This is a genomic window from Rheinheimera sp. MM224 (assembly GCF_947090785.1).
In the GTDB taxonomy this organism is placed as follows: Bacteria; Pseudomonadota; Gammaproteobacteria; order Enterobacterales; family Alteromonadaceae; genus Pararheinheimera.
Window position 1 is genome coordinate 745,262 of sequence record NZ_OX352320.1, and the last position, 18,327, is coordinate 763,588.

17 protein-coding genes are annotated in these 18,327 nt (G+C 46.3%); 9 read left to right on the plus strand and 8 right to left on the minus strand.

Annotation, left to right across the window (positions count from 1 at the left end; genetic code table 11):
* The first annotated feature begins 59 nt into the window (after positions 1-59).
* On the plus strand, positions 60-584 hold the full coding sequence (locus tag OM978_RS03615; RefSeq protein WP_264345564.1) for a phosphatase PAP2 family protein: 525 nt from the start codon (positions 60-62) through the stop codon (positions 582-584).
* Between the two features lie 139 nt (positions 585-723).
* Positions 724-2,604 (plus strand): methyl-accepting chemotaxis protein, encoded by a 1,881-nt coding sequence (locus OM978_RS03620; RefSeq protein WP_264345565.1) that lies wholly within the window; start codon positions 724-726, stop codon positions 2,602-2,604.
* Between the two features lie 30 nt (positions 2,605-2,634).
* On the opposite strand, the gene OM978_RS03625 is transcribed toward OM978_RS03620, so the two are convergent.
* The 5 genes from OM978_RS03625 to priA all read right to left on the minus strand — a co-directional run bounded on the left by OM978_RS03625 (position 2,635) and on the right by priA (position 7,807).
* Positions 2,635-3,045 carry a DUF971 domain-containing protein gene (locus tag OM978_RS03625; protein WP_264345566.1) on the minus strand — a complete coding sequence of 137 codons (411 nt, stop codon included), beginning with the start codon at positions 3,043-3,045 and terminating at the stop codon, positions 2,635-2,637.
* A 21-nt stretch (positions 3,046-3,066) separates the two neighbouring features.
* Entirely contained in the window at positions 3,067-4,398 is a 1,332-nt protein-coding gene (gene hslU, locus OM978_RS03630; RefSeq protein ID WP_264345567.1) for an HslU--HslV peptidase ATPase subunit, read from the minus strand.
* Between the two features lie 11 nt (positions 4,399-4,409).
* Positions 4,410-4,928, minus strand: coding sequence for an ATP-dependent protease subunit HslV (gene hslV / locus OM978_RS03635; protein ID WP_008899176.1), 519 nt, complete (start codon positions 4,926-4,928; stop codon positions 4,410-4,412).
* A gap of 119 nt (positions 4,929-5,047) precedes the next feature.
* Positions 5,048-5,584 (minus strand): SPOR domain-containing protein, encoded by a 537-nt coding sequence (locus tag OM978_RS03640; protein ID WP_264346913.1) that lies wholly within the window; start codon positions 5,582-5,584, stop codon positions 5,048-5,050.
* 60 nt (positions 5,585-5,644) lie between these two features.
* Positions 5,645-7,807 carry a primosomal protein N' gene (gene priA / locus OM978_RS03645; RefSeq protein ID WP_264346914.1) on the minus strand — a complete coding sequence of 721 codons (2,163 nt, stop codon included), beginning with the start codon at positions 7,805-7,807 and terminating at the stop codon, positions 5,645-5,647.
* Between the two features lie 196 nt (positions 7,808-8,003).
* Here priA and rpmE point away from each other — a divergent pair, with 196 nt between their 5' ends.
* The 7 genes from rpmE to OM978_RS03680 all read left to right on the plus strand — a co-directional run bounded on the left by rpmE (position 8,004) and on the right by OM978_RS03680 (position 15,398).
* On the plus strand, positions 8,004-8,216 hold the full coding sequence (gene rpmE / locus OM978_RS03650; RefSeq protein WP_264345568.1) for a 50S ribosomal protein L31: 213 nt from the start codon (positions 8,004-8,006) through the stop codon (positions 8,214-8,216).
* 261 nt (positions 8,217-8,477) lie between these two features.
* On the plus strand, positions 8,478-8,978 hold the full coding sequence (locus OM978_RS03655; RefSeq protein ID WP_264345569.1) for a transposase: 501 nt from the start codon (positions 8,478-8,480) through the stop codon (positions 8,976-8,978).
* Between the two features lie 206 nt (positions 8,979-9,184).
* Positions 9,185-12,448, plus strand: a complete 3,264-nt coding sequence (locus tag OM978_RS03660; protein ID WP_264345570.1) for a winged helix-turn-helix domain-containing protein — start codon at positions 9,185-9,187, stop codon at positions 12,446-12,448.
* Positions 12,449-12,484: 36 nt separating this feature from the next.
* Positions 12,485-12,871: a DP-EP family protein gene (locus tag OM978_RS03665; protein ID WP_264345571.1), complete on the plus strand. Its 387-nt coding sequence runs from the start codon at positions 12,485-12,487 to the stop codon at positions 12,869-12,871.
* 250 nt (positions 12,872-13,121) lie between these two features.
* A complete protein-coding gene (locus OM978_RS03670; RefSeq protein ID WP_264345572.1) occupies positions 13,122-14,159 on the plus strand; it encodes a sensor domain-containing diguanylate cyclase in 1,038 nt (345 codons plus the stop codon).
* A 228-nt stretch (positions 14,160-14,387) separates the two neighbouring features.
* The gene (locus OM978_RS03675; protein WP_264345573.1) at positions 14,388-14,957 is read left to right on the plus strand and encodes a HutD family protein; all 570 of its coding nucleotides are present in this window, start codon (positions 14,388-14,390) and stop codon (positions 14,955-14,957) included.
* Between the two features lie 66 nt (positions 14,958-15,023).
* On the plus strand, positions 15,024-15,398 hold the full coding sequence (locus OM978_RS03680) for a rhodanese-like domain-containing protein (RefSeq protein ID WP_264345574.1): 375 nt from the start codon (positions 15,024-15,026) through the stop codon (positions 15,396-15,398).
* Positions 15,399-15,500: 102 nt separating this feature from the next.
* Here OM978_RS03680 and suhB read toward each other — a convergent pair whose 3' ends face one another.
* The 3 genes from suhB to OM978_RS03695 form a co-directional block, all read right to left on the minus strand.
* Positions 15,501-16,304 (minus strand): inositol-1-monophosphatase, encoded by an 804-nt coding sequence (suhB, locus tag OM978_RS03685; protein WP_264345575.1) that lies wholly within the window; start codon positions 16,302-16,304, stop codon positions 15,501-15,503.
* A 79-nt stretch (positions 16,305-16,383) separates the two neighbouring features.
* Positions 16,384-16,896 (minus strand): response regulator transcription factor, encoded by a 513-nt coding sequence (locus tag OM978_RS03690; protein ID WP_264345576.1) that lies wholly within the window; start codon positions 16,894-16,896, stop codon positions 16,384-16,386.
* Positions 16,893-18,173 carry an ATP-binding protein gene (locus OM978_RS03695; protein ID WP_264345577.1) on the minus strand — a complete coding sequence of 427 codons (1,281 nt, stop codon included), beginning with the start codon at positions 18,171-18,173 and terminating at the stop codon, positions 16,893-16,895. The genes OM978_RS03690 and OM978_RS03695 overlap by 4 nt, the downstream gene beginning before the upstream one ends.
* Positions 18,174-18,327 lie beyond the last annotated feature (154 nt).

Below are 18,327 nucleotides of genomic sequence, written 5' to 3' on the forward strand. Positions count from 1 at the left end.
GTTTTTGTCACTAAGCCACTTTAAGCTAGAACCAGTCAAAGTAATGCGGCGGGTGGCTTATGTGGTTACAAAGGCTCGGGTCATGGGATCAACGCTGTTTTCTGGCACTTTTTAGCCGAAGCGAACGAAAGCGGATCCATCAATTTAGTTTCTGGTGTTCTAAGACCGGCGACGGCCCTTTATACCTGCTATTAGTTGCTCTGTTATTTGCGTTAGAATTGACTCACGCCAGTGCCTTTACTGAACTACTGTTATTGAGTTTTGCCATCGAATTACCGCTGTATCTGCTGTTAAAAAACTCAATCCGCCGTCAGCGCCCTTACCAGTTAATGGCGGGCATGATGCAAGCTCATATCGAAGCTTCAGATAAATTCAGTTTACCCTCCGGTCATACTGCCGCAGCCTTTGTAGTCGCAAGCACTTTGTTATGTTTTTATCCGGAATGGGCCTGGTTAGCTTTTAGCTGGGCAGGCCTAATTGGCTTGTCACGTATCCTGTTAGGGGTACATTTCCCGCTGGATATCCTGGCTGGTTCTTCTTTAGGTGTATCCAGTTGCATGGTGGCACAACAAATCCTGCACTAGTTCTGCAATTTTTACTAAATATTTCATATTTAGCCTGGCAAAAGTCCACTTGCTTGCTATTCCCTCTCTATAATTAACATAGATTTTCATATCCTCTGCTGATTCAGCTGCTTAAGTAGTATTTTTGGGAGTATTTTCTATGGCCTTTTTACGACAATTTTCTATACGTCAGCGTTTACTGCTGAATGCTATTACAGTGGCAGTGTCGATGTTAATTATGCTGGCTTTGTTACTGTTTCAAAGCAGTCAACTGACCAGGTTGGCGGAACTGCGGCTTGAAGTGGAGCAACTCAATCTGAACGTGCTGCAGCTGCGACGCAGCGAAAAGGATTTCTTATTACGCTCAGATATCGAGTACCAGCAAAAGTTTAACCAGACTGCGACTGAACTGAATCAAAAAGCCGCTTTGTTATCTGAAGGGCTTTCGGCGCAAGACATAGATACAACCCCCTTAAACTCTTTCACAGCTTTTACCAAAAGTTATCAGGAGCTGTTTAATCGGTTAGTCCAGTTATCCGGGCAAGTGGGCCTTGATCCCCAGTCTGGTTTATATGGCGAGTTAAGAGCTAAAGCCCATGAACTGGAACAGTCTTTTAAAGACACTAATGATTTGTTATTGACCACTCAGTTGTTGCAATTACGCCGTGCGGAAAAAGACTTTATGCTGCGGCTGGATTTGAAATACCTGGAGAGTTTTAACAAAGGTTTTGCCGAATTCCGTAACCAAATTCAAAGCAATATCAGTGATACAACCCAAGCCCTGAAAATGCAGCAACTGGCCGACGCTTATAGTGTTGCTTTTGTCCGTTTAGTGGAAGGCGAGCAAAAAATTGGCCTGGCTCACGATCAAGGCCTGATGGGGCAAATGCGTGAAGCCATTCATCAGACGGAAGAGAGTCTGGATTTAATGTCAGAGCAAACCGAAGCCGCAGTGAATAAAGCCAGTTCTGCCAGCCAGACCTTAGCTATCAGTTTATTTGTTTTAGTACTGGTGCTGGTGATAGCGCTGGTGCTGATGACCAGCAACAGTATTTTGCAGCCTATTCAAAAAGTTTGCGCCACCATAGGTTTAGTACGCAAAGACAATGACTTCCGTTTGCGTGTTGCGGAAGAGGGTCAGGATGAAATGACCACTTTAGCCAAAGATTTTAATCATATGCTGTCCGATGTGCAGGAATTGGTGCGCAATGTGAATCAGGCGCTGGAAATGCTGGATGTTGCTACTCATGAGCTGGCGAAGTCGACCGCTGAAACCAGTAAAGGCATGGCGCAACAGCAACTGGAAAGCGACATGGTAGCGACTGCTGTGACTGAAATGGGCGCTACAGTGGATGAAATTGCAGTAAATACCGAAAATACCGCAACCAAAGCTCAGGACACTAATGCCAATGCGTTATCAGGCTTAAAAGAAGTAGAGCAAACCGTAAATCGGATTAATGGTTTATCGCAGGAGTTGCAACAAGCTTCTGTTGTACTGGCTGAGCTGGAGAAGGATAGCGCCACTATAGGCTCGGTACTGGATGTGATCCGGGGTATCGCTGAACAAACCAATTTACTGGCATTAAATGCGGCAATTGAGGCGGCGAGAGCAGGTGAGCAAGGTCGTGGTTTTGCTGTGGTTGCAGATGAAGTCCGTAGCCTGGCACAACGTACTCAGGAATCAACCGGCCAGATAGAAAAGATTATTTCCGGCCTACAGCAACGCACGAAAAACATTGTTGCTGTGATGCAAAATTGTCAGACCCAAGGTAAGGAAAGCGCCAGTCAGGCAGGTTCCACTATTGAGTTGCTGCGGCAAATCACCAGCGATGTGGGTCTGATTATGGATATGACCACTCAAATTGCGACAGCAGTGGAAGAGCAAAGTTTAGTGGCCGCTGATGTGAATAAAAATGTGGTGCGTATTCGCGATATTTCTGAGGACTCGCTGAGTATTTCTAAACACAACGCCCAGATCAGTGAAGAAGTGGCCAGTCAGGCCAGTATGCTGCATCAGACTGTGGATAAATTTAAGGCATAAAAAGGCTGGAGTTGTGAATACAGCTGATGATCAATGTACTTGTTTGATCATCAGCTGACTGTCACGGTTACTATTGGCTTGTTTTAAGCGCTGCAGATAATCCGCCCAGAGTTCGTCCTGCTCTGCCGCAAGTTTTGCCAGATAAGCCCAGCTATACAAACCTGTCTGATGGCCATCATCAAACACCAGTTTCACCGCATATTGGCCTACCGGCACTATCTGGCTGATGGCAACGGCTTTTTTATGGCTAACCAATTGTGGTTTACCATGACCCCGCACTTCGGCCGAAGGTGAAAATACCCGTAGAAATTCAGCACTAAAGCTGAACAGCTGCTCGTCTGAAAACTTAACGTCCAGAATTTTGCTTAAGCGATGATAATGCAGCACAGACACCTGCGCGGTTTTTGCAGCTGGTGGCGGAACAGAAGTCTGTGCTGTCATGTTATGGCCTTTACTAAAGTGTTATAAAATAAAGCGGCTTAAATCTTCGTCCTGCACTAAAGCGTCCAGGTGCGAATCGACATAAGTTGCGTCAATTAAAATTTGCTTACCGTTGTGATCGGCAGCATCAAAAGAAATATCTTCCAGTAATTTTTCCATCACCGTATACAAACGACGGGCACCGATATTTTCAGTGCGCTCATTCACTTGCCAGGCGGCATTGGCAATACGTTTAATGCCATCTTCAGCAAAGCTGATTTGCACACCTTCTGTGGCCAGCATAGCCACACTTTGTTCGGTCAGTGACGCTTTAGGCTCAGTCAGAATACGTTCAAAATCGTTAGCTGATAAGGCATCCAGCTCAACCCGGATAGGTAAACGGCCTTGCAACTCAGGTACTAAATCTGATGGTTTTGCCATCTGAAACGCGCCTGATGCAATAAACAAAATATGGTCAGTTTTCACCATGCCGTGTTTAGTGCTGACAGTGCAACCTTCGATGAGCGGCAGTAAATCACGTTGCACGCCTTCACGCGACACATCAGGGCCACTGGTTTCGCCGCGCTTACAAATTTTGTCGATTTCATCAATAAAGACGATACCTGTTTGCTCTACCGCTTCCAGAGCTTTCAGTTTCAGCTCTTCCGGATTGACCAGGCGAGCGGCTTCTTCTTCCACCAGTTGTTTAAAGGCGTCTTTAATTTTCAGCTTACGGCTTTTTTTCTTGTCTGAACCTAAGTTCTGAAACATAGACTGCAGCTGGGATGTCATTTCTTCCATTCCAGGAGGCGCCATAATTTCCACACCCATCACTGGGGCAGATAACTCAATTTCAATTTCTTTATCATCCAGCTGGCCTTCACGTAACTTTTTACGGAAGGTCTGGCGGGTACCGCTGTCAGATTCGCTGGTTTCAGCTTTACCCCAGGCATCGCGGGCTGGTGGTAATAAAGCATCCAGAATACGTTCTTCGGCTGCTTCTTCAGCACGGAATTTATTTTTCGCTACTTCCTGCTCGCGGAACATCTTCACGGCGCTATCGGTCAGGTCGCGGATAATACTTTCCACTTCTTTACCTACATAACCTACTTCAGTGAATTTAGTGGCTTCTACTTTGATAAAAGGCGCGTTCGCCAGTTTGGCCAGACGACGGGCTATTTCTGTTTTACCTACACCAGTTGGGCCTATCATCAGAATATTTTTTGGTGTCACTTCCTGGCGCAAAGCTGGTTCCAGCTGCATACGGCGCCATCTGTTTCGTAGTGCAATAGCTACAGCACGTTTGGCATTGGCCTGACCAATAATATGGCGGTCCAGCTCGTGTACTATTTCTCTTGGGGTCATATCAGACATTCAAATTACCCTTACAATTCTTCAATGGTCTGGTGATGGTTGGTGTACACACAAATATCACCAGCTATGGTTAAGCTTTTTTCAGCAATTTCACGGGCGCTTAAGTCAGTGTTGGCCAAAAGTGCAGTGGCAGCTGCCTGAGCAAAAGGTCCACCGCTGCCTATGGCGATTAAATCGTGTTCTGGTTGAATCACATCACCGTTGCCTGTGATGATCAGCGAACAATTGGCATCAGCCACAGCTAACAAAGCTTCGAGCTTTCGCAGCATGCGGTCGGTACGCCAATCTTTCGCCAGTTCAACAGCTGCACGCATTAAATGGCCCTGATGCATTTCGAGTTTGGCTTCAAAACGTTCAAATAATGTAAAAGCGTCAGCTGTGCCGCCAGCAAAACCAGCTAGTACTTTGCCGTGATACAAACGGCGAACTTTGCGGGCATTGCCCTTCATGACGGTATTACCCAGTGAGACCTGGCCGTCACCGGCAATGGCAACATGGCCGTTGCGGCGTACAGAAACAATAGTGGTCATCAGAAGCCCTTTTTGGCTGAGGAAAACGGATTACCAAGGAGATAAGGGTGAGACGGTAAATTTTCAATGCCCATAGCGCTGAAAGCTGTTGCTTACAGCGCTATGGGTTACAGATAAAGTTAAGTTGCGACAGCTATACGGCACTCCACCACTTTTTGTCGCATTAAACGGCTTCTGTCACTTTCAGCCTGACGTTTGCTGGTATAAGGACCTAAAGTCACACGGAAAAACACGCCGTTTTTGCCTTCAATTCGCCGAACTTCAGAAGGGTAACCGGCAAAGGCCACTTTGGCTTTCATTTGTTGTGCGGTTTCTATAGCACGGTAAGTGCCGCAAAACATTAAAAATGGCCCTTTGGCTTCCAGCTCTTCTACCTTGACCTGAATTTCTTTGTTTTCCAGCTCTTTAATGTACTGGTAAGGCTCGGCAGCAGGCTTGGGTGGTAAATCATCTTTTTTCGCGGACAGCACAGGAGTGACCGGATCGTCCACCGGAGTTTTTTGTGATAAATGGTATAAAAACCATGCAAAACCAATCACTAATACACCAACCGTTATCACTAATGGCCAGGGGAAAGGTTTCACTGTTTTGGTGTTTTTTCTTGGTCTGGGAGCGGCCCGACCTGCTTTGACATAATCTTTTGGTGGCATCTTCACAACTAACAACAACTGGCCTGATGTCCCGCATTCTACTGCAGTTTTGTTAAAAAGAAATGATTAATTCAGGTCTTGCGGGTCAACATCCAACTGCCATTTCACCTTACGGCTTAAGGACCAGCGGCTGATTTCTGTCAGCACTGAATCCAGGCTTTGGTGCAATTGTTTCCTGTCTTTGGCAAACAACTGAATTTGCCAGCGGTATTTACCCGCCTTACGTTCCATAGGGCAGGCCAGTGGGCCCAATAACTGTACTTGTGGCCAGTTTTTATAATGTTCTGCCACTTTTTGCAGCCATTCTTTGCAGAGCTCCAGTTGATGCGCTTCCACTCTGAATAATGCCAGGAACATAAAAGGTGGTAAAAAGGTTTGTTGCCGTTCTTTTAACGCACTACGGGCAAAGGAGGCGTAACCATTCTGGATCACGTCCTGCAACAAGGCATGACCCGGATAATGGGTTTGCAGCAGCACTTTTCCAGGCTGTGAACCACGACCAGCGCGGCCCGACACTTGGGTTAATAACTGTGCTAATTGCTCTGGTGCTCTGAAGTCGTTGCTGTATAAAGCCGAGTCGACATCAATAATCACCACAAGGCCAACGTTAGGGAAATGATGGCCTTTGGCCAGCATCTGAGTGCCTAAAATAAGCTGAGGCTCACCCTGTAATATCTGATCCAAAGCTTTCTGCAAACTGCCTTTGCGTCTGATACTGTCTCTGTCCAGTCGGGTGACTGTGTGAGCAGGAAATAGTTGCTGTAACTGCTCTTCCAACTGTTCAGTGCCTTGACCTACAGGCGCCAGCTGGGTGCTGCCACAACCACCACATTGATGCGGTACACCTTTAGTCGCCCCACAATGGTGGCAAACCAGCTGGCGGCTTTGTTTATGAAAAGTGGTAAAAGCACTGCATCTGTGGCATTCGGTCATCCAGCCACATTCATGACAAATAAGAGCCGGTGCAAAACCGCGGCGATTTAAAAACAGCAGTACTTGTTGGCCGAGTTTTAAATGTTGCTCGATACGCTGGCGGGTTAAACCTGCCATACCATGCATCATTTGCTGTTGTTTTAAATCCACCAGCTCGACTGTCGGCATCAACTGGCCAGCGGCGCGGTCAGGTAATTCCAGATGAGCAAAGCGGCCTTGCTGCACATTGGCAAGGCTCTCTAAGCTCGGCGTCGCTGAGCCTAATAAAATAGGGCAGCCCTGAATAGAGGCGCGTTTAATGGCTAAATCACGGGCGTGATAGCGAAAGCCGTCTTGTTGCTTAAAGGAGTTGTCGTGTTCTTCATCGATAATCAGCAAATCAAGCTTAAAGAAGGGGAGAAATAATGCAGAGCGGGTACCAATCACTATAGCTAAATCACCGGTCTGGCAGCGTTGCCACACGGTAAAACGCTCCAGGTCGGTCATATTGGAATGCCAGACGCCAACAGGTACACCGAATCGTTGTTCAAAACGGGCTAAGGTTTGAGGTGTTAAACCAATTTCAGGCACCAACACTAAGACCTGACCCCCTTGTTTTACGACTGGGCTGATGGCCTGTAAATAAACCTCGGTTTTTCCCGAACCTGTGACCCCTTCCAGTAAAAAACAGCTAAAACTGCCTAAAGCTTGTTGTACTGCTGTAACTGCAAGCGCCTGCGCCGGATTCAATGGTAAGGATTTTTGTTGTTCATCCGCAGTTTGGTAAGGGCCGTACAACAGTGGTGAAACTTGAGCCCAGCCCTGTTCGACAAAATACTGCAGCTCTTTGCGCTGAAAATGCTCCAGCAACTGGCTTTCGGTTTGAGGTTGTTGCAGTTGTTGCCATAAGGCCAGCCTTTTTTTAGCTGCTTTAAATTGCTCTGCAGTTAAATGCTGGCCAGCTTCTGTCAGGCTATAACTATGACCTTTGACCGGATCGGCATTTTTACCATCGCGTAATAAAGCGGGCAGAGCACTGGTCAGTACATCGCCTAAAGGATGATGGTAATAATCGGCTGCAAAACTTAATAACTGGCGAATAGGGGCTGCTAATACCGGAGTTTGATCCAATACTTCGGTCACAGCTTTCAGTTGAGCTGCGTCATAACTGTCGGTGGGGTTCAATTGCCAGACAATACCTATCAGTTCGCGTTTACCAAAAGGCACTAAAACACGACAACCTGGGCTTACCTCTTTGTCACAAAGGTAATCAAAATGCACCCGAAGAGGAATGGGCAATGCTACCCGAATCACCATCACAGCCAAAATCCACCTGTTTTATCAATCAATTAGTTTAAAGCTCTGGCATAGACAAAGCCATTAAAAATAAATTGGTCAATTTGTTGAAACTTTGAGCCTTACCAATTAAACTACGCGCCCTAATTTAACTGAAATTGCGTATGGTGTCTGACAAAAGTTGATCAGATAGCGATACGGCCTAACGAGGTAACCCATGAAACCAGGTATCCACCCGGAATACAAAGAAATCACTGCAACTTGTACTTGCGGTAATGCTTTCAAAACTCACTCTGCACTGTGCAAAGACATCCACTTGGACGTTTGCTCAGCTTGCCACCCATTCTATACTGGTAAGCAGAAAGTGTTAGACGTAGGCGGCCGTGTTGACCGCTTCAAAAAACGTTTCGCAGTACTGGGCGCCAAGTAATTTCAGGCATCAGTCAAAAAAGGCACCTAGGGTGCCTTTTTTATTGCCTGTAATTCAAGACGGGCGGGGATAAACCCTGCCCCTACGGTATTTTGACTATGACCAGAGGCATCGTAGGGGCGACCTTTATGGTCGCCCGCTGCTTTCAATCAATAACTAAACCTGCTTAAAACAACACACCGAAACCTTGCCAGCTAAACTTGTACGCATCAGACATAGATGTGCAGTTTAACGATTCTTAAATATCAAAGAGAGGCTAGGATGCTGAACTCTGGATTACCTCAACGGCGACCACTTCGTTTAAAAAATTTTGATTACAGTAGCAATGGCTTTTATTTCATCACCTTGTGTTGTTATCAGCGCTGTTCGCTTTTTGGCGAGATTATTGAACAGCAAATGCATGCTAATTTCATAGGTTCTCTCGTTACTTTGCAGTGGCAAAAAACGCCAGAACATTTTCCTGCTGTGCAACTGCATCCATGGGTTCTGATGCCTAATCACTTCCACGCTATTGTCGAGCTTTGTCATAAACAAGAAACACAAAGAACTAAGCTGGGTGCTGTGGTGGCTGCTTTTAAATCTTTGTCACAAAAGGTGGTACGTGAGAACTTTGGTCAGAATGCTGCCCGGCTTTGGCAGCGGGGTTACTACGATCATGTGATCCGAACTGAAGCTTCGTATCAGCATATAGTCCATTATGTTCAAACGAATCCACAGCATTGGCATACAGATTACTTCAATCAGATGGACGGACGGCGATAAACCCTGATACAGATTTGTTTGGAATTTGAGGCGGACGAGGGCAAGCCTCGCCCCTACGGTATTTTCAAATATGATCACATATATCGTAGGGGCGACCTTTATGGTCGCCCGTTCTGGGCACTCTGCCGCGCGGGTAACAAATCTATGCTTTCATAATGCAGTTCACAACTATATATTAAACATATAGTTAACTTCCGGTTCTTGTTATGAGCGGTACTTTCTTTTTTGGCGAGTGGCAGGTGGACCCCAGTGCCAATACGCTGAGGCTTGGCAAACAGCTGATCCAGCTTGAACCTAAAGCTATGGATGTGCTGGTGCTGCTGTGCCAAAAGGCCGGAGAAGTACTAAGCAGTGACGAGATTGTAAGCATTTGCTGGCCTCAGACCGAAGTGGGCGATAACCCACTGCATAAAATTATCACACAAATTCGTAAGGCCCTTGGCGATAGCGCTACCTCCCCTTCTTATATTGAAACCATCCGTAAACGCGGTTACCGCACTCTGGCTCAGGTTACTTTTCCGCTGGGGCAGGAACAAAGCGCCACACCACAAAGCTGGCAGGGTGGTTCGCCTTTTCCTGGCTTGCAGGCTTACGATGCCCGTTATGCCAAAGTGTTTTTTGGTCGTGGCAGCCAAATTGATACCTTATTGGAACGTATTGCGCAGCAAGTGCAGTACGGCAGAGCTTTTTGTTTAGTCTTAGGCCCAAGCGGAAGCGGTAAATCCTCGTTAATCAATGCTGGCGTTATGCCAAATTTGATGCAAAACAGCGGCTACAATGGCGTCAAGGTGGAGTCGTACAGCAGTCTGGATTTAGCAGATCTGACACCAGGCCAATTATTGATGCAGCTCGGCAGTGCATTGCTCGACTGGGAAGTTGCAGATCAGCCCGTATTTGACGGCTGCAGTGCTGAACAGCTCGCAGGCAAATTACAACATCAGATGGACTGGGTGCTGCAAAGCTGTATAAAGGCGCTACAAAACCAACAGGAAACCAAATCCCGTTTTGCCATTTTTATCGACCGGCTTGAAGTGCTGTTATCCTCGCCGCTTTTTAGTGAAGAAGAACGGCTACTATTTATCGACCGGATGGAACAACTGGCGACATCAGGTTTTGTTGTGGTGTTAAGTGCCTGTCGTAACGAGTTTTATCCTTTACTGGTTACTTACCCTAGTTTAATGTCAGGCAAAGCCCGCGGTGCTCATTTTGACTTAGCACCACCAAGCCGAGCCGATTTATTGCAAATGATCCGCTTACCTGCGATAGCTGCCAATTTAAGCTGGGACTTAGACCCAAATACCGCAGTGCCGCTCGATGAGCTGCTATGCAGCGAAGCCGCCAGCAACCCCGATGCTTTACCTATGCTGCAATACACTTTGCAGGAATTGTATTTACAGCGCAGCGATAGCAATCAGCTGTTGTTTTCTGTCTATAAAAACTTAGGCGGTATTGAAGGCGCTATAGGTAAAAATGCCGAGCAGGCTATAGCGCAGTTAAGCACAGCAGAAAAAGACAGTTTACCCAAGGTGTTATCTTTACTGGTGACTTTACGTGAAGACGAACAGTCCATCACCAGCCGCACAGCACTCTGGCAGCAATTACAAAATGAGGCTGAACGCACTTTAGTCAAAGCCATGGTGGAACATCGTTTATTTGTCTCTCACCTGCAAAATGCTGTGCCTTGTTTTAGTGTGGCGCACGAAGCTTTATTAAGGCGCTGGCCAAGAGCCACAGCCTGGATAGCAGAACATCATCAAAGTTTAAGTGTAAAAAGCCGCTTGCAACATTTAACCAAACGCTGGTTGGCCGAAGATAAACACAGCGCTTATTTATTGGCCGACGGCAAACCTTTAGCCGAAGCACAGCAGTTGGCGCAAAATGGCTTTTTTACGCTGGATTCCAACGAACAAGCTTTTATTCAGGCCTCAGGCAAAAGATCCAAATTAGTACGCACCAGCAGGCGTTTAACCTTTGCTTTACTCTGTGTGCTGACTTTTACCGCAGTACTTATGAGCGTTAGAAGTTTTGAAGCCGAAAAACAAGCGCAGCAAAAACGCTTAGCAGCCGAAAGTTTATTAGGTTTTATGGTGGGTGATTTTGCCGACAAATTACGCAGCATAGGCCGGATGGATTTACTCGACGGTATTAGCAATAAAGCGTTGGAGTATTTCAGCGACTTTTCTGATGCGGAGAAAGATCAGTACTTAAGCACCCAGGCCCGGTTGCAACATGGTCAAACGCTGGAAGCTATGGGCGAAGTGGCCTATTCACGTGACAAAATCGATGAAGCCAAAACGGCCTTATTAGCGGCCAGAGATAAGCTAGCGCCTGTACTTGCTGAGCAACCGGATAATTTAGAACTGTTAAAAACCTTAGGTGCTAATGCCTTTTGGTTAGGTCAAATTCAGTACGATGCAAATAACTGGTTAGCGGCTAAACCAGAGCTTGAGCTTTATTACAGCTATAGCCAGGCTATGTATCAACTGGCACCAGACAGCGTAGATGCCCTAATGGAGTTATCTTACGCTACTAATTCGTTGGGCTCTTTAGCTATGAAATTGCAAGAGTTTGAACAAGCCACTGCTTTTTTTGATGAATCGCTGAATCTTAAACTGTTGGCAAAAACTAAAGATCCAAGCAATACCGCGTTGATTGCCGATATAGCAGATACCCGCTCCTGGTTGGCAAGTGCTGCTTTAGCTAAAGGTGATATTCATAAAGCTATTAATGTGCACCAGCAAATTCAGGCTGAATTTGAACGAATGAATAACGAAGCTAAATCCGATGCTTATATGCTGGATAAGGTGCTCAACAGTTATTCAAACCTCGCCTCTATTTATGAACATCAGGGGAGATTCAAACTGGCATTTACGCAGGTATACCAAACCCATGAATTGCTGAAACAAGTTGTTGGACAGGACTCTGACAATAAAGGTTGGCAGAGCAGTTTATTTCATAAAAAGGTTTGGTTAATGAGATTAAATGCTCAGTTGCGAGATCCACGTATAAGCTATAACCCAGAGTTACTGAAGCAAGAACTTGATAAAAATAAAGAAAAATACGGCGATGAAAAAAGCTATCTGCGAGCTTACATGCACTGGATATTTGAATCCGCCCGCTATTATCGCACTCTTGGGGAATTGCAAAAAAGTGTGGAATTAACATCTCAGGCGTTAAGTTATTACGAGGAGTCTTATGCTGCGGACTCTGCGAATCAGAGGTTGGCGCTTGCATTAGCAGAAACAGAATTGTTGCAAGCCCTGCATTACAGAACTCTATTGCAGCATGATAAAAGTCTGCGCTCTTGCACCAAAGCGAAAAGCTTATTGTGGCCTCTGCAACAAAAAGATAAAAGACCACAGCATGTTCAGCCTTATGCCAGTGCTTTAAATTGTTTAAATGAATTGGAGCAAAATACTGAATTACAACAGCTTTTACAGAAATCGAATATTGTACTCAGTACTTTTTAATTTTTTTGTTAGTTAATTTCAAACCAAGGAAAATGTATGAACGCTACAACTTTAATTCAGGGCCCGGTTATCGAAGTGATGATTACGCTGAATGCGAATCAGGAACCTAAAGTCACTTATCTACAGGATGGTGAAGTTTGTACTGGGAATGTGGTGGTTACTTGTGGTGAAGATATTACCTACAGACTGGTTAATTCTGCTGGTTACGCTTTTATGGGCGCAGGCTTTTTAACCCCTTATGACAATATTGTTGACTCAGTGCAGGTCTCTGCTGATGGTCAGGAACTGGTGCTGGTCGATGAAGACAGCGTATCAGGTACAACCAAATTCCAGTTAATTTTTACCAATACCACCAATAGCCTGCTGCTGTTAAGTCCTGATCCTCAAATTGTTAATAAGGGCGAAGAGCCGCCAAAGTATTAATACTGTCTCTAGGTGCATGTGCTAAACACTGAGCCTAATTCGGTACTTAGCATCTATAGCTGAGAGTAACTTTTCGTTTTAAAAGCCCCTTGCTGGGGCTTTTTTAGTTTTTAGACAAAATAAATTTCATTTAAATTCAATGCTTTAAATCAGAAGGTTGTCAGAAGGTTTGTTTTTTCCATAAGTTCTAAAGTCATGCTCAGTAAACGCATCAATTGCGTCGGTACAAGGGCTTATGGAGCACAGACCTATGACACGTTCAGCACAATCTAAAAGATTATATTTAACCTCTGCACCAGTAAGTGAAGCCAATACCAGTTCAACTGAACTGAACCCTTCGCTTTATAACCGCAACGATGTAAGCCGGATCGACTTTTCTGGAGCTGGTGGTTATGCTGTCCCTCATCTTGAGTCTTTACCTGCTTTGATTGAGTATTTGTCTGAGGCTGTGTTGGTAGTAAATTCCAGTGGCAGTATTGTTTGCATCAACAGCAAAGCAGCACAGTTTTTAGGCCATACCCAGGGTGCATTACGTGGTCACTGCTGGCCTGACTTTTTAGTCAAACGTTATCAGCTGAGTTATCAGAATATGGTGGATATGGGCCGTCGCGGTTTATTGTCACAACAGCAGAACCTGGCTGAAATGGCCATTATTTGTGCCAATGGTGATGTAAAAGATATCGAATTGTCGATGACCTATTTACCTTCAGATGATCCGTTGCTGGTGATTGTGATGCGTGATCTGACTTCTCATAAAGCCGAATGCTATAAGTTGCATATGCTGGCCTGCACCGATCCTTTAACTGCGCTTGCCAACAGACGCCATTTTGACGAGATGTTGCAGAAGTACTGGGATGAATGCAGTAAAGCACAAAGCCCTGTTAGTGTGCTGATTGTTGACGTCGATTATTTCAAGCAGTTTAACGATCAATACGGCCATATTCAGGGAGATGAATGTTTGCGTCGTATTGCAGCTGCTATTTCATTGGCCCTCCCTCGTGGCCAGGGTTTAGCGGCCCGTTATGGCGGTGAAGAATTTGCGCTGGTTCTGCCTTATCACGACGAAGCCATGACCAAAGCCGTAGCCGTAAAAGTGCAGCATTATGTGCGCCAGTTGAATTTCTGTGAGCAAGGATTACCTGAAGATTTATGCGTTAGCGTCAGTCAGGGCCATGCCAGTGAAATCAACGGCCAGTTCCGCACCCCATTTGCTATGTTATGCGCAGCGGATACGGCTTTGTATCGGGCGAAAGCAGAAGGCAGGGATTGTATTAGCGCCTGCTGTTGATTGCCCGAAAAAACGTAGGGGCGGGGTTTGTCCCCGCCCGTCCATCAGCTTGAAATAACAGGCGTTGGTGTCTGAAATTTATGTCGCAGCTTTGCGGGCGACCATAAAGGTCGCCGCTACATAAATGCCTCGCTGCAAAGGGGCGTTTTTTATTTATGGCAAAGCTCTTTTGCCATAACAGCAGAGCGCCTAAGATAAGCCACATTAAATAGCTTTTAAGTTCTTCCTATGGCGCTACAACTTATCTCCCCCAATCAGTGGCAAACTCAGGCCTGGAAAAATGGTGGGGGCATTACTCATCAGCTCGCGCGTTTTGACGACAATGCCGGCATGCGCTGGCGTGTTTCCATCGCCGAAGTCGCCAGTGATGGTCCTTTTTCCCGCTTTGAACAAACCGACCGCATTATTATGCTATTGCAAGGGTATGGCTTTTGTTTGCATGGCGCGGCAGAGCAAGCTGTAGTGCTGGATAAAACCTTAGTACCTTTTGCTTTTACCGGTGAAACCGAAATTGACTGCACCTTAATAGACGGGCCAGTGCGGGATTTTAATCTGATGACCAGGCGTGCTGATGTAAAAGCCAGCTTGCAGGTATTGTCTGCAACGGACCCCTCATCTTTAACTCTGGCCAATGAATCTTTGTTATATCTGGCCTCTGGTCAGCTTCAGGTGCGTTTCAAAGAGCAGAGCTATCAGTTGGATGCAGGGCAAAGCTTGTTATGCACAGCTGAGGCGGGGGAGTTGCAGATTAAAGCAGGTGCAGAGCCATGTCAGTTGGTGTGGATCTGTATTCACTAACCAGCTCTTTTACAAGCCAGATAAGGTGCGTAACATAAAGGCACTGATTTTAGAAAGGATTTACTTATGAGCAAACAACATTCCCCGGGCTTTCTCGCTGTAGTTGAAGATGCCAAAAGCAGAGTGAAAGAGCTGACTATTGTTGATTTGCAGCAGTTTCCGACCCCTTATGTGCTGGTCGATGTGCGGGAAGATTTAGAGTGGCTGGCCGGGCATTTGCCTGCTGCTATTCATTTGGGCAAAGGTGTGATTGAGCGGGATGTGGAAAAAGCAGTGCAGGATAAACAGCAAACGCTGATTTTGTATTGTGGTGGTGGTTTTCGTTCGGCGTTAGCGGCCGATATGCTGCAGAAAATGGGTTATCAGGATGTCTGGAGTTTGGCTGGCGGTTATACAGCCTGGGTCAATGCTGGTTTGCCTTTGACTAAGCCGCAGATTTGATTTTTATCAGAACAGAATAAAGTGACGCGGACGGGATAAATCCACAGAGTTTGGATTGGAACGCAAGACGGGACGGGATAAACCCGTCCCCTACAGGGATATTTATTTCAACAGAGCTTCTGTTAAATGTGGACGCATGCCTTTTAACATAGCGCCTAATACTTTTGGACTGCCTGCAACTATGTTGCCGCTGCGCAGGTAGTTGTTACCACCAGCGAAGTCACTGATTAAGCCGCCGGCTTCACGTAAGATCAGCTCGCCTGCAGCAAAATCCCATGGCTTTAAACCAATTTCCCAGAAACCATCAAAACGGCCTGCTGCGACATAACATAAATCCAGCGCTGCTGAGCCAGTGCGACGTACGTCTGCGGCCTGAGTCATCAGAGTTTTAAAGGTTTCAGTGTACGCATCTAAATGATGTTTGTGTTTAAACGGGAAACCTGTTGCCAGAATAGCGCCGTTTAACTCAGATAAATTAGTGGTACGGATACGACGGCCGTTTAACTGAGCGCCTGCACCACGGGATGCTGTGAATACTTCACCACGTAATGGATCAAAAACGACGGCTTGATCCAGTTTGCCCTGATGACGCAGAGCTATGGATACAGCAAAGTGAGGAATGCCTTTGATAAAGTTTGTGGTGCCATCAAGCGGGTCGATGATCCACTGGTAATCGCTATTGTTGTTGCCATATTCGCCGTTCTCTTCACCGATAATATCGTGATCCGGGAATGACTTACGTAAAACATGCACTATGGCCTGTTCTGCTTCTTTATCGATGTTGGTCACAAAGTCATTGGTGCCTTTCTGAGTCGTCTGAACTAAGTCCATTTGACCACAAGCTTTAGCGATGACATTACCTGCGCTGCGGGCAGCACGAATTGCGATGTTTAACATCGGATGCATAACGATTACCTTATTGTATAAAGAACAGTCAAAAGAGCGGCGCGTATTGTAGCCGCTGACAAGAAAAAGTAAAGCGAATTCAGGGCCTGTGTTTTTGCAGTTTACGTTGCAAGGTACGTCTGTGCATAGCCAGAGCTTTGGCGGTCTGGGATATATTGCCCTGATGCTGTTCCAGAACCCGTTGAATATGCTCCCATTCCAGCTGATCTGTCGATAACACATCGGCTTCATTTGTTGCTGTTTGACTGACTTGACCACTTAACGCCTGAGTTAAAGTTGCGAAATCCACAGGTTTGGTCAGGTAGTCGTCAGCGCCGGCTTTTACCGCTTGTACTGCTGTGGTTATGCTGGCGTAGCCGGTCAGTAACACAATGCGACATAACGGCAGTTGTTGTCGTAACGGCGCTACATAATCCAGACCAGAGACAGTACCAAAACGTAAATCCAGCAGATAACAGTCGGCTTGTTGTGCCACTAATAAGTCTGGGCTGACCGCCTCGTTATAGCTTTGCACTTGATGGCCCAAGGCTTCCAATCGGCGACACAAAGTGCGGGTTAAGGTGACATCATCATCCAACAGAACCAGTTTCATAGCGGTGTACCATTAAACACAATACGGGTTAAAACGCCATGATCTGTGCAGTTTTCCCGTTCCACTTTGCCACCTAAACTATCAATAGATACATTTGCCAGAAACTGGCCTAAGCCTAAACCCTGTTCACTAGGGCTGGGTCTTTTACCCAGCAAAGCCAGATCGCTCTCCGGTAAACCCAGACCATAATCCCGGATTTGTAGCTCCAACTGGCTGTTGTTTTGCTGCATCGTTAGGCTTAATTGTGGCTTTTTGTTTTGCAAACTGGCATCGGCAGCATTGTCCAGAATATTAAATAAAGCGGCTGCCAGACTCATGCTGTCGGCGACTGTTAAGGGCGATTTATCGCTACTGAAGTGCTGTTCCATACTGATTTCAGGCCTGCTCACCAGCCAGAGCTGAACACTGTGTTGTATCGCGTCATACAGAGGCTGAGACTGCAGTTCACCTTTACGCAACTGCTGCGCATTAGTACGAAGCTGCTGCACTATTTGCTGACAAAGCTGTAATTGCTGACGCAGATCTGCAGCTAAGGCAGGGTCTTGTTGTTGTTCGGTCAGCTCGTCAGTGAGTAGCACCAGGTTTTGCAGCGGTGTGGCTAAGTCGTGGGCTGCATTGGCAGCATAAGTGGCGACAGCCAGCACTTGCTCATGCTGTAGTTGCTTTTGCTGCAGCTTGGTCAGTTGTGCTGAAGTGGTACGAATGCGTTGGGTTTGGGCGCTGATAAACCAGCTAACAATAAAAGCGCTGAAACTAAAAGCCCACCACATCTGGCTGATATGCTGGCTAAAGGGCTCTGTGCCTGATGGCGTAACACTATGATGCTGGTGCATTGCATGTGCATCAGTGGTGAGTGGAACTTGCAGCAACAGGCTATAACAGCCAATAGCCAGTATCGCCATCAGGTAGCTGGGAAGCGCAGAAAACAACACAGCAGTGACAGCAACAGGCAGCAATAAAATAGCGACAAAGCCATTGCTGGCGCCTCCCGTCATGGCCAGCAGCGCTGTGATCATAAAGAGATCAATCAAAACACTTATGGCGATAAAACGCTGCTCAGAGCCTTTGTCGCCGCGCCAGAGTTTTAGACTGATATTGGTAAATACATGTACTGCAATAACAAAACACAGCAGACTCCAGCTATGGATAGGGTACTCAAGCAGATAACCTATCAGGCTGGCGAGCAGTTCTAAGGCAATCAATACCCAGCGAAAACGCTGTAGTTGCTGAATGGGATGATCAGCCTTAACCTCTTTGCGGTAAAAAATGGAATTCATAGCATCTCAAAAAAAGCGGCTGCAGAGCAGCCGTTGCAAAAAACTGACAACTCAGATTATAGGAGTGGGAACACCTTGTCATCTGGCGGAAGTCACAGTCATTCTGGTGTTGTTTCATGCTCTGTGCAATGTGGCAAAAGGTCGCAGCTGGCTA